The sequence below is a fragment of the Flavobacterium sp. NLM genome, assembly GCF_002210235.1.
In the GTDB taxonomy this organism is placed as follows: Bacteria; Bacteroidota; Bacteroidia; order Flavobacteriales; family Flavobacteriaceae; genus Flavobacterium; species Flavobacterium panici.
This window is the reverse complement of sequence record NZ_LIAC01000008.1, coordinates 188,547-200,832: the sequence shown is the minus strand read 5'-3', so window position 1 is coordinate 200,832 and position 12,286 is coordinate 188,547. Positions and strand designations below refer to the sequence as shown.

Genomic DNA, 12,286 nt, shown 5'->3' with positions numbered 1-12,286 from the left:
ATTGGCTAATTACTTTTGGCAAAAACTAAAACACTAACAAATGAAAAAAGTAACTCTATCCTTATTAGCAGCTTTATTTTTAATGGCAAGCTGTAATAACGATGAAAATTCTAACAACGAAGAACAAGAAGTTGTTGTAAATGAAAATCCTGCCACTTTTAAAGAAATTGGTTCAATTAAAATTGGAGATGCTGCTGCCGCTGAAATCTCTGCCTACTGCGAAAAAACAAAAAGACTTTTTACTGTAAATAACAGTGGAACGAATCAAATTGATGTTATTGATTTAGCTGATCCAACAAAACCGGTTAAAATTGGCAAAATTGATTTAGCTGCTTATGAAGGTGCTTCAAATAGTGTTTCTATTTATGATGGAAAACTGGCTGTTGCTTTAGAATCAACAGTAAACAAACAAGGAAACGGAAAAGTTGTTGTCTTTAATACAAGCGATTACAGCTTAATAAAACAAGTTACAGTTGGTGCATTGCCAGATATGATTACATTTTCTGCTGACGGAAAATATATTATAACTGCTAATGAAGGTGAGCCAAATACTGATTATTCTCAAGATCCAAACGGAACCATTTCTATTATCGAAACTAGTAATTATACTGTTACAACTCTTGATTTTGCTTCTTTCAGCAGTCAGGCTGCGGCATTAGCTAAAGACGGATTCAGAATTTCTAAGTATGCTAAAAGCTTTGCTCAGGATATTGAACCAGAATACATTACAATTTCTGATGATTCAAAAACGGCTTGGGTAACTTTGCAGGAAAACAATGGTGTTGCAAAAGTAGATTTGACTTCAAAAACTATTACTGCAATTTACCCTTTAGGATTAAAAGATTACAATACGGCAGAAAATGCCATTGATGTAAGTGATAGTGACGATAAAATTGCCTTTAGCCCATGGAAAGTAAAAGGATTGTATATGCCGGATGCTATCAGTCATTTTTCATCTAATAATGTTCCTTATTTTGTTACTGCTAATGAAGGTGATGCAAGAGAATATGATGCTTATACGGATATTAAACGTATGAAAAGCTTAAAGCTTGATGCAACGGTTTTTCCTGATGCAGCTACTTTAAAATTAGATGCTAATTTAGGAAGATTGAATCTTATTACTGATATGGGAGATACTGATGGTGATGGAGATTTAGATGAAATGGTGAGTTTTGGTGCAAGATCATTTTCGATCTGGAATGGAAACACTGGAAAAATTGTTTATGACAGTAAAAATGATGTTGACAAAAAAACAAATGAATTAGGAACTTACGATGACAAACGAAGTGATGATAAAGGTTCTGAACCAGAAGCTGTAGTTGTTGCCAAAATGGGAAATCAGAATATTTTGTTTGTTGGTCTTGAAAGATCTGATGCTTTTATGACTTATGATGTTACAAATCCTGCTTCTCCTCAATATTTACAAACTGTAAAAACAGGAGATGCTCCAGAAGGTGTACTTTTTATTCCTGCTTCAAAAAGTCCAACTAAAAGAAGTTTAGTTGTAGTGAGCAGCGAAGGCGATGGAACTATAAAAATATATCAGCCAGATTTAAAATAACCAGTATTTTAAAATTCAAAAAAGGGTAAAATTTAGATTTTATCCTTTTTTTTTGCTAAAAACAAAAGTTTAATTAATGTATTTTCAGATTCTTAGACAAAACAATGGGAATTATGTAAGACGGTATACAACACATTCCAAAAATACCAGCCCTACTTTTGCTAAGAGTTTAAATAAAAGCCGAATTAAATTTTTTGATATTATGAAAAAGAAATTAGCATCTGTATCTCTTTTACTATTAGCCTTCGCTGCAAATGCACAAATGACTACAACGTCTACAACACCAAGTATTGAAAAGCTAGAATATAACAAATGGTCTATCGAATTAAATGGTGGTGTTAATAAACCAACACGAGCCATGACTCCGGGATATGCCACTGAAAGCCTGAATTTGTTTCATGGTGATTTAGGTGTACGATATATGTTTAATCCAAAGTTTGGTGTAAAGTTAGATGTTGGATACGATCAATTTACAGAAAAAGACAATACTCCTGCTTTTGAAAGCCGATATGTACGTGCAAGTTTACAAGGGGTTATTAATGTTGGACGCGCCTTAAATTTTGAAACATGGACAAATACTATTGGGATTTTGGCTCATGGAGGTTTTGGAGTTTCGCAAATTAGTACTGAAACCGGTTTTGGCGGTCAGGATTATATGGCGCACGGAATCGCGGGTTTGACAGGACAAATTAAATTAAGTAACCGAGTTGCTTTGACTGGTGATCTTACCGGAATTATTAACGGAAGACAAAACTGGAATTTTGACGGAATGGGAAATACTACAACCGATTCTTTTGATGGTATTTTACTAAATGCATCTGTTGGTTTGACTTTCTACTTAGGTAAAAATGAAAAACATGCTGACTGGTATTCTGAAGAAAATGAAAGGTTAAATAAATTAGAAGACAGAGTTGCTACTATTGAAACTGGCCTTATTGACAGTGATAAAGATGGTGTCGCTGATCTATATGATTTAGAACCAAATACAATTGCCGGAGTGGCTGTAAATACAAAAGGGCAGTCTATTGACAATAATCAAAATGGTGTACCGGATGAATTGGAAAGCTATTTAGAGAAAACATACGGACAAAACGGTAAAGGTGCAACAAACAGCACTGTAGAAGAATTAATTAATGGAGGATATGTAAATGTTTATTTCGATTTTAATTCGTCTAAACCAACAAACGCTTCTTTATCTGGTGTTGATTTCTTAGTGAAATATCTAAAAAATAATCCTGGAAAATCTGCGGATATTGTGGGATATGCTGATGAAATTGGAAAAACAAGCTACAATACTGAGTTGTCAAGAAAAAGAGCTGAAGCTGTGAAGAAAGTTGCTGTTAATGCGGGAATTGATGCTTCAAGATTGAATGTAATTGCGAACGGAGAAGATACTTCAGTAAACAAAAATTCAAAAGAGGCACGTCAAATCGTGAGAAGAGTTACTTTTCAGGTAAAGTAAATTATATATTACATTAAAAAAGGCGGTTTCAAATTATTGAAACCGCCTTTTTATTTTATATAAAGATAAATTATTTATCGATTGCTCTTTTTGTAATATCTCCAAAAGCATCAATTCTTCTATCTCTAAAGAATGGCCAGTTTTGACGAACATTTTCCTGTAAATCTAAGTCAACCTCAGCAATTAAGATTTCTTCTTTATCGTGTGATGCCTGCGCTAATATTTCTCCTTGCGGGCCAGCAATAAATGATGCTCCCCAAAATTGGATTCCTTCTGTTCCTTCAAGATATTTTTCAAGACCAATTCGGTTTGCTGCCGCAACGAAAACACCATTTGCAACGGCGTGGCCTTTCATTACGTTCATCCAGGCTCCATATTGATTTTCTCCGTATTGTTCTTTTTCTTTTGGATGCCATCCAATTGCAGTTGGATAAAATAAAACCTCAGCACCTTTTAAAGCTGTAATACGAGCAGCTTCCGGATACCATTGATCCCAGCAGATTAATGTTCCAACTGTTCCTTTTTTAGTCTCTATTGCCTTGAAACCTAAATCCCCTGGCGTAAAATAGAATTTTTCATAAAAGTGCGGATCGTCTGGAATGTGCATTTTACGGTATAAACCAGCTTCTGTACCATCTGTATCGATGATATAAGCGCTGTTGTGGTAAATTCCTGCCATTCTTTTTTCGAAGAAAGGAACAATAATTACTACTCCAAGTTCTTTTGCCAATTCGCTGAAAGCAATAAATGAAGTACTGTAAAGTGGTTCTGCTAATGCAAAATTGTCTACATCTTCACTTTGGCAGAAATAATGACTGCTATATAATTCAGGAAGTAGGATAACTTCTGCTCCTTGGCTTACAGCATCTCTTACCCAGCTGATACATTTTTTTAAATTGTTTTCGGCTACATCATTCAGGTTTAACTGAATTACCGATATTTTATATTTTCTTTTCGACATGACATAAAATTTAGAGTGCAAAAATAGTAAATTTTAAAGGAATGGCAAAAGCACAATGTTTTATGCTATAATTAGATTTGTAGATATTCCTAAATAAAAAACCATTTCACATCTGTTCAAAAATTAAACGTCTGCAAAATGGTTTTACCACCTAAAGTAATCAACTAAGAAATGTTAGTCTATAACAACTGACTTAGTTATGAATTCTGTTTCCGATTTTTTGAATTTGATTTCAACAGTTCCTTTTGCAGTTGCTTTAAATTTATAAACTGTTTTTTTAGGATCTGGAACTTGCTGCGTGCACACTCCAGTTGGATATTTCGCTATAACTTGTAATCCATTAACGGCTCCAATTTTTACTTCAGAAATTTTATCGAATTCTCCACAAGCATTATCAACAACGTAAGTTACTTCATAGCTTAATTCGTCATTCACCTTTCCTGTAGCTGGCCCACTAATTCCAGTAACTAATGCTGCTTTTGAAACTGAATCGTTTACTGGTTCCTCGTCGTCATCATTATTGCATGAAACAAAGCCAATTGACAAGAATAAAACTACTAAAACTGATTTTAATTTAAAACTTTTCATATAAAATAATAATTTAATGTTATAATATGAAGATGCAGGATAAATAAAATGGTTGCTTTGATGAAATGTTAATTTGAACAATGAAATGACTAAACTTTTGAAATTGAGAAACTTATTCAATAAAAATATTTTTAAAAAGAAGCATAATTTCTTATGAAAATAAAATTTTCTGTTTAGCCGCGATAGAAACGATATCCTTTTGTTCGCTTCTTTAGCGGGCAAAAGATATAGTGGATAGCGGGAAAGATAGTCCTTTTAGAATTTGATTTTTGTGCTTAAAAAAAATAAAATCATATATGGCACAAAAAAAACCGCTTTACCTATGTAAAACGGTTTTAATATTTTAAAGAGATAAAGTTAGTCAGTTATAACAACTTTTGTAACTATAAATTCAGTCTCAGACTTAGCAATTCTTAAATAATAAGTTCCTGCTAGGTTTGTTTTAATTTTATAATTCGTTTTTTTTATTTCAGGATCCGGTAAAGAACAAGTTGTAGCTGGATACTTTGCTTCAACTTGATATCCAGACTCTTTATTAAATTCAACATCAGTCATTTTGTTAAATTCTCCGCAACCATTTTCAACCTGAAAAGATATATTATATATAAGTTCCTGACCTACTTTTCCTGTTGTTGGCCCTAGAACGGTGGTTGCATAAGCGCTTTTATAAATGTATCCATCTCCTTGAGGAGTGTCGTTATCACTACTACACGAAGTTAATACAGTCATAATAAATAATACAAAGGCCAGAGATTCTAATTTAATTTTTTTCATAAAAATAATATTTGTTATTATATAGATATTAATTTGTGATTTAGGTTGCTTTACAAAATGTTAAAGTTTAAAAGAAAAAACGATATATTAATCCTTTTATTTTTTTATACTTTGTAATTACAACAATAACTTTGCCATTTATCTTTTAAAAATCTTCTTAAAGAGATTCACAAATCCTAAAACAACAAGCCCTAAAGCCAATCCAATTACAAATTCTTTTATAATGGAAGGAATCTTAATTTCTTCAGATAAATGATGGAAATATGGAATGTAGTGCACAAAAATACCTCCGGCAACTAATATCAAAGCTATTGTACCAATTACGGTTAGACTTTTAATAACTAATGGAAGTGCTTTAACTAAAATGTTCCCGATGAATTTTGATATGCTTTTTTCTCTTTTACTAAATTTGATAAGCTTATACCCTGCTTCATCCATTCTAACAATTAGGGCTACAATACCATAAACTCCTATAGTTGCGATTACTGCAATGATTGATGTTACGATAATTTGTTGTGTAATAGGCTTGCCTATTACAGTTCCCAGTGCTATAATTACGATTTCGACAGATAAGATAAAATCGGTTACGATTGCTGATTTTATTTTGCCTTTTTCGGCTTCTAAAATTTGTTCTTCTGTTAGAACTTCTTCGGTAATTCCTTCTGATTCCTCATGTTCATGAGGGAAAATAAATTCGTATATTTTTTCGGCTCCTTCATAAGCCAGGAAAAGTCCTCCAAGAACCAAAATTACAATGATTGCAACAGGAAAAAATGCACTTAATAGAAAAGCGACAGGCAAAATAATAATTTTGTTAAGGAGGGAACCTTTACTAATTGCCCACAATACAGGAAGCTCCCTTGATGAAGCAAACCCAGAAGCTTTCTCAGCATTAACTGCCAAGTCATCACCCAGAATACCAGCTGTTTTTTTTGCTGCAACTTTACTCATTACTGCAACATCGTCCATAATTGCTGCGATATCGTCTAATAGTACGAAAAAACCTGATGCCATTATATTTTGTCTTTGTTTAAATTTAGTTGTGCGAATTTAAGACTTTTTATGCTGATGTTTTTAATGATTTGATGGATTTAATTTTTAACTGCACTGACCTAATAATAGCCAGATAATTACAAATACGAGTATAGTTCCAAAACATCCGCCGCCTAATTTTTTAGCTCCATATCCGGCGATTAATCCTCTAAATATATTGTTCATGATAATTAAATTTTATGTTATAGTAAATTTGAGAATTAAATCGGAATTTCTGTTTATATGACTTTTGAAAAAAGTTTCATTATTCACGGATATAAAAAAACACCAGCCTTTCGACTGGTGTTTCCTCCTCAAAAAAATAATTAACCAAACAAATTATAGTACGGGTTGTGTTTGATTTCTAAAAACCAGCTTCCCGTCGAAAGCATCCAATAAAATGATGCTGTCTGTTGTTATATTTCCTGCAAGGATTTCTTTTGACAATTGATTCAGAACTTCTCTCTGAACAATACGTTTTACAGGTCTTGCACCAAAATGCGGATCATATCCTTTGTCTGACAAGTAAGCTATTGCTTCTGGAGTTGCATCCATCGTAATACCTTGAAGTGCCAGCATTTTTGTAACGCTCTTTAATTGCAGGCTTACAATTTTTGAAATATTATCTACTGTAAGCGGCGTAAACATTACAATTTCATCTATACGATTTATAAATTCAGGACGAACGGTTTGTTTTAATAATCCTAAAACTTCATTTTTAGCAGCTTCTGTGGCAGCTTCAACGCTTCCTTTTAGGTTTTCAAATTTTTCCTGAATAATATGACTTCCCATGTTAGATGTCATAATGATAATTGTGTTTTTGAAATCAGCAAGGCGGCCTTTATTATCAGTTAATCTACCTTCATCTAAAACCTGCAATAAAATATTGAACGTATCCGGATGCGCTTTTTCGATCTCGTCTAACAAAATAACTGAATATGGTTTTCTACGAACAGCTTCGGTCAATTGACCACCTTCATCATAACCTACATATCCCGGAGGCGCACCAACTAAACGGCTCACGCTGTGACGTTCCTGATACTCGCTCATGTCAATACGAGTCATTGCATTTTCGTCATCAAAAAGATATTCTGCTAATGCTTTTGCGAGCTCTGTTTTACCAACTCCCGTTGTTCCTAAAAATAAGAAAGTTCCAACAGGTTTTTTCATATCCTGCAAACCGGCGCGGCTTCTGCGAACGGCATCACTCACGGCTTCAATTGCTTCTTCCTGACCAACAACTCGTTTGTGTAATTCATCTTCAAGATGCAATAGTTTTTCTCTTTCTGTCTGAAGCATTTTCATAACCGGAATTCCAGTCCATTTTGCTATAACTTCTGCAATATCTTCTCTGGTTACTTCTTCTTTAATTAAAGAATTACCTGATTGAAATTCCAATAATTGTTTTTGCAATGCTTCCTGACGTTCTTGTGCTTCTTTTATTTTTCCGTAACGAATTTCGGCTACTTTTCCGTAATCTCCATCACGTTCTGCACGTTCAGCTTCATATTTGAAATCTTCAATTTCTAATTTTACAGCCTGAATTCCGTCAACAATATCTTTTTCAGATTTCCATCTGGCGTAGATTTCGTTGCGCTCTTCTTTCAGGTTTGCCAAATCCATGTGCAGGATTTTCAGTTTGCTTTCTTCTTTTTCACGTTTAATGGCTTCTATTTCGATTTCCAACTGCATTATTCTACGATCCAAAACATCTAATTCCTCCGGTTTTGAATTGATTTCCATACGAAGTTTCGAAGCCGCTTCGTCCATTAAATCAATAGCTTTATCCGGTAAAAAACGGTTTGTAATATAACGCTGCGAAAGTTCAACAGCGGCAATAATCGCCTCGTCTTTAATCTGTACTTTATGGTGCGTTTCGTATTTCTCTTTAATTCCGCGTAAAATTGAAATCGCACTTTCCGTATCCGGTTCGTCGATTAGTACTTTTTGAAAACGTCTTTCAAGCGCTTTATCTTTTTCAAAATATTTTTGATATTCATCTAAAGTTGTAGCTCCAATTGCTCTTAACTCTCCACGGGCCAAAGCCGGTTTCAGGATATTAGCCGCATCCATTGCACCTTCACCTCCACCCGCGCCTACTAGCGTATGAATTTCATCAATAAACAAAACGATATCTCCTTCGGCAGCGGTAACTTCTTTTACAACTGATTTTAAACGTTCTTCAAATTCTCCTTTAAATTTTGCTCCGGCGATCAAAGCCCCCATATCTAATGAGAAAACGATTTTATCTTTTAAGTTTTCCGGAACGTCTCCATCAACAATTCTGTGCGCTAAACCTTCTGCAATTGCGGTTTTACCAACTCCGGGTTCACCAATAAGCATTGGATTGTTTTTTGTTCTACGGGTCAAAATCTGCAATACACGACGAATTTCCTCATCACGGCCAATAACCGGATCCAGTTTTCCTGTACGCGCTAGTTCATTTAAGTTTTTAGCGTACTTATTTAATGAATTATAGGTTTCTTCGGCAGAAGCAGAAGTTACTCTTTCACCTTTACGCAATTCTTCAATCGCGGCTTTTAAACCTTTTCCGGTAACGCCCTGATCTTTTAAAATTTGCGAAACTTTGCTTTTTGAATCAAAAATTGCCAAGATTAAATGTTCGATCGAAACATATTCGTCGTTCATTTTTTGTGCTATGATTTCGGCTTCATTCAAAGCTTTGTTTGCTTCTCTGGAAAGTAAAATGTCACCTCCTGAAACTTTTGGAAAACTCTGAATTGTACTGTCTAAAATTTGTAAAAACAAAGGCACATTTACATTTAATTTTTTCAAAATAAATGGCGCAACGTTTTCATCAACTTCAAAAATGGCTTTGAAAATGTGTTCATTTTCAATTTGCTGCTGGCCATTTCGCTGCGCTAATTGCTGCGACAATTGAATGGCTTCCTGCGATTTAATAGTAAATTTATTTATGTTCATATTTTTTAAGATTTGATTGATTTTTGTTTTTAAATATTCGATTACATTAAAGTTACAACTTATCGAGGTACATTTTTAACTCAAAAGATTTAACTTTGTTCTCTAATATTCAAATTATATTCCACAGTAAAAACAAAGACAAAATGACGTAAAAAATCTGGTTTTAATCAGTTTTAGATGTCAAAAAGTCATAAAACAAGCCAAACATGAGTTTTTTAAATTCAATCTTCGGAAGTTCTGAGAATTCAGATGCTCCAAAAAGTAAAGTTAATTGGACTGAATTGACCGATATTCATCAATTAATGGAAATCGAAGCCATATCTAATGAAAAACCTGTTGTAATTTTTAAACACAGTACAAGATGCAGTATCAGCCGTATGGCATTGAAACAATTTGAGAGAGAGTTTGATCTTGAAGAAGTTGTTGATGCTTATTTTCTTGATCTAATTGCGCACAGAGATGTTTCTAATGAAATCGCAAGTAGATTTGAGGTTTACCATGAATCGCCTCAATTAATTTTAATCAAAAACGGAAAAGCAGTTTACAATGTTTCTCACAGTGATATCGATGCTGAAGCTTTGAAAAGTAAAGTATAGTTTTTGCCACAGATTAAAAGGATTAAAATGATTCTTTTTTAGCCACGAATTACACAAATTTTCACGAATTGATTTGTGTAAATTTGTGTAATTCGTGGCGACTTGACAAAGATTAGAAAATCATTTTAATCCTTTTAATCTGTCGCAAACCTAATTTAAAAGCTTTCTCCAGATCCGCCGCCGCTAAATCCTCCTCCTCCAAAATCCATTGGCGATTCTGTTTTAACTTCGGGTTTCATGCCAAAAGTTGAAGCAACAATTAAAGTCTGAGCATTTAAAATTGCAGTTGAATGATTGATTCTATCTGGTTTAAAAGTTAATCCGGATTCTTTGTTCTTTAATTTTTGGATAGAGAAATAAGCAATACCAAACATCACTAATCCACCAATAGTTAATGCCGCTTCAATTGGTAAAACCGAATAATAAAATCGAATAGTAAAAACAGTAAAAGCTATTGCTGCAAAACTTACCCAAAGCATTATTCTGTCTTTCGTTTTTAAAGCCTGAATCAAATATACAACGGGTACTATAAACGTAAATGCGTAAAAGAAATAAGCAAACGGAATATCCTGTCCAGGCTGAACATCAATTCCTAAAAGTTCTGCTGAAAGTTCTCTAACTACCAAATAATTACAGGAAAGATAAAACAGAATCAAACAGAAACTATTGGCTAACAATAATCCGTTGTAATAGTAAACTTCTTTTAAATTCTTAATTCTTTGTTTCGTGAAAAAATAAAATCCTGCCGAAGCTAACATTGCCACAAAAGGTAAAATTGTTTTACCAATATCTCCAATTTCAAACAGACCGAAAAACAAAACTGCTGAACCTGCCAAACAAAAAACAAGCATAGAAAGCAGATGCAGGTATCTTTTATAAGTTAAAAAAGAGGCAATGGCAACAAAAATAGCGGGAGTTAATCCAGTTTCAAAATCTTCTGTAAGTATAAAAACTGCTCCGCCTACATTTAAAAGTATTCCTAAAATAAAAGCATCGTCTAAGCCGTGCCTGTAATATTTGTTAGTCGCTAATAATTCAGCACCTGCAATACCAACACCTGCGAAAAGAAAACAGCAAATTTTGAAAAAAGATTCTGCGCCTGATAATGCAATTAAAGAAATAAAACTGCAAATAGAGGAATATAGAAATGATCCCAGCAGAAAAAATCCTAAACGAACTAAAATGTTATTTTGAATTTTGAAAGATGGCAATTGATTTCTAATTATTTTCTTTTGCTCTTTACTTATGAACCCTCCGCTTTCAAGGGAATCTGCTTCTTCAGTTAAAAACAAATTGTTGAGTAAATTTTTATCGTGTACTATCATTCGGCAATTTCTTTATTGAAGTTTTTAATCAGTTTAATAAACAATACTATCGAGCCAATGAAATAAACTGGTAATATCATTATAAATAATACCCATATATCGCCAAAATCAATATGTTCGAAAATTCTAAATATGAAAATATTAATGCCAATGTAGGCGTAAACAATCATAAAAATGTATAGTGAAATCGCTTTGAGCTGATGACTTATTTTATAAAAATAAACAGATGAACCTGCTAAAATTAAAGAGAAAAGAAGCCAGATAATATCTTCGCTAACCATATTACTTATTGATGCAATACTTATAATATGCAAAGCAAATGTGAGATAGATAAGCGCAAAATGTGTTTTTAAATTAATTCTAAAACTATAAACTGTCCATAGAATCAGCAAAACGCCAAGCATAATAGCAGAATAACTTAAACTTTGACTGGCATAAAAATTATTATTACTCTTAAAAATATCTTGCGGCGTTACCGAAAGTCCGACATACGCTGCCAAACCTGTAACAGCAATGGTTAGAACACTTTTGTTATCAAAATAATAAGCACAAAAGAAACTGACAATTGTGGGAACTAAAGTCGCTAAACCATAATGTGTTCCAAATACTTCATATTGAACCTGGAGATATCCTATAAAAATACAGGTGAGAACATTTGCTGTTAAAACTATATATTCCAGAAAATGACTTTCTGTTGTAGTTTCTGTTTTTTGAAAACCTTTGGATTTTTTAAAACAGTAATAAAAACAACCACAAATAAGAACAAACAAAATCGCCAGAAGTGCAATATGTCCAATGCTGTCAATATTGTCATAAATAAGAATTCCAATTCCGGATGTGAACATTAAAACCGAAATCGAAAGTAACAGTTTTAATTCGACATTAAGCGAGAAAATATTGAGGCTTCGATATTCTTTTATTTCCTGAAATTGATTTTCGGTAATTAAGTTTTTCTCAAAAAGACCTTGAGATGCCTGTTCGTCAAATTGCGTCATGTTTTTATTTTAAAAATGATCAATTCTCAAATTTAGAGAATTAGGTCGA

At 33.3% G+C, this 12,286-nt stretch carries 10 protein-coding genes; 3 read left to right on the top strand and 7 right to left on the bottom strand.

Annotated elements, in window-relative coordinates; all coding sequences use genetic code 11:
- Positions 1-40: 40 nt before the first annotated feature.
- Together APR43_RS12005 and APR43_RS12000 are read left to right on the top strand one after the other, a co-directional pair.
- Positions 41-1,561 (top strand): choice-of-anchor I family protein, encoded by a 1,521-nt coding sequence (locus APR43_RS12005; RefSeq protein ID WP_053472189.1) that lies wholly within the window; start codon positions 41-43, stop codon positions 1,559-1,561.
- A gap of 202 nt (positions 1,562-1,763) precedes the next feature.
- Positions 1,764-3,023 (top strand): OmpA family protein, encoded by a 1,260-nt coding sequence (locus APR43_RS12000; RefSeq protein WP_053472259.1) that lies wholly within the window; start codon positions 1,764-1,766, stop codon positions 3,021-3,023.
- A 70-nt stretch (positions 3,024-3,093) separates the two neighbouring features.
- Here the strand turns inward: APR43_RS12000 and APR43_RS11995 are convergent, their stop codons facing one another.
- From APR43_RS11995 to clpB, 5 genes are all read right to left on the bottom strand, one after another.
- Positions 3,094-3,984: a carbon-nitrogen hydrolase gene (locus APR43_RS11995; protein ID WP_053472188.1), complete on the bottom strand. Its 891-nt coding sequence runs from the start codon at positions 3,982-3,984 to the stop codon at positions 3,094-3,096.
- 174 nt (positions 3,985-4,158) lie between these two features.
- Positions 4,159-4,572: a hypothetical protein gene (locus tag APR43_RS11990; protein WP_053472187.1), complete on the bottom strand. Its 414-nt coding sequence runs from the start codon at positions 4,570-4,572 to the stop codon at positions 4,159-4,161.
- A gap of 357 nt (positions 4,573-4,929) precedes the next feature.
- Positions 4,930-5,346, bottom strand: coding sequence for a hypothetical protein (locus APR43_RS11985; protein WP_053472186.1), 417 nt, complete (start codon positions 5,344-5,346; stop codon positions 4,930-4,932).
- A 138-nt stretch (positions 5,347-5,484) separates the two neighbouring features.
- Positions 5,485-6,360, bottom strand: coding sequence for a DUF808 domain-containing protein (locus APR43_RS11980; RefSeq protein WP_053472185.1), 876 nt, complete (start codon positions 6,358-6,360; stop codon positions 5,485-5,487).
- A gap of 357 nt (positions 6,361-6,717) precedes the next feature.
- Positions 6,718-9,321, bottom strand: coding sequence for an ATP-dependent chaperone ClpB (clpB, locus tag APR43_RS11975; RefSeq protein WP_053472184.1), 2,604 nt, complete (start codon positions 9,319-9,321; stop codon positions 6,718-6,720).
- A 206-nt stretch (positions 9,322-9,527) separates the two neighbouring features.
- Between clpB and ytxJ the strand changes: the two genes are divergently transcribed.
- Positions 9,528-9,917, top strand: coding sequence for a bacillithiol system redox-active protein YtxJ (gene ytxJ, locus APR43_RS11970; RefSeq protein WP_053472183.1), 390 nt, complete (start codon positions 9,528-9,530; stop codon positions 9,915-9,917).
- Positions 9,918-10,072: 155 nt separating this feature from the next.
- Here ytxJ and APR43_RS11965 read toward each other — a convergent pair whose 3' ends face one another.
- Entirely contained in the window at positions 10,073-11,242 is a 1,170-nt protein-coding gene (locus APR43_RS11965) for a hypothetical protein (protein ID WP_053472182.1), read from the bottom strand.
- Entirely contained in the window at positions 11,239-12,237 is a 999-nt protein-coding gene (locus APR43_RS11960) for a DUF2157 domain-containing protein (protein WP_053472181.1), read from the bottom strand. Before APR43_RS11960 ends, APR43_RS11965 begins: the two co-directional genes overlap by 4 nt.
- Positions 12,238-12,286 lie beyond the last annotated feature (49 nt).

Bases quoted from the DNA above. Each gene is read 5' to 3' on its own strand.
- APR43_RS12005 (WP_053472189.1), top strand. From the start codon at position 41: ATGAAAAAAGTAACTCTATCCTTATTAGCAGCTTTATTTTTAATGGCA.
- APR43_RS12000 (WP_053472259.1), top strand. From the start codon at position 1,764: ATGAAAAAGAAATTAGCATCTGTATCTCTTTTACTATTAGCCTTCGCT.
- APR43_RS11995 (WP_053472188.1), bottom strand. From the start codon at position 3,984: ATGTCGAAAAGAAAATATAAAATATCGGTAATTCAGTTAAACCTGAAT.
- APR43_RS11990 (WP_053472187.1), bottom strand. From the start codon at position 4,572: ATGAAAAGTTTTAAATTAAAATCAGTTTTAGTAGTTTTATTCTTGTCA.
- APR43_RS11985 (WP_053472186.1), bottom strand. From the start codon at position 5,346: ATGAAAAAAATTAAATTAGAATCTCTGGCCTTTGTATTATTTATTATG.
- APR43_RS11980 (WP_053472185.1), bottom strand. From the start codon at position 6,360: ATGGCATCAGGTTTTTTCGTACTATTAGACGATATCGCAGCAATTATG.
- clpB (WP_053472184.1), bottom strand. From the start codon at position 9,321: ATGAACATAAATAAATTTACTATTAAATCGCAGGAAGCCATTCAATTG.
- ytxJ (WP_053472183.1), top strand. From the start codon at position 9,528: ATGAGTTTTTTAAATTCAATCTTCGGAAGTTCTGAGAATTCAGATGCT.
- APR43_RS11965 (WP_053472182.1), bottom strand. From the start codon at position 11,242: ATGATAGTACACGATAAAAATTTACTCAACAATTTGTTTTTAACTGAA.
- APR43_RS11960 (WP_053472181.1), bottom strand. From the start codon at position 12,237: ATGACGCAATTTGACGAACAGGCATCTCAAGGTCTTTTTGAGAAAAAC.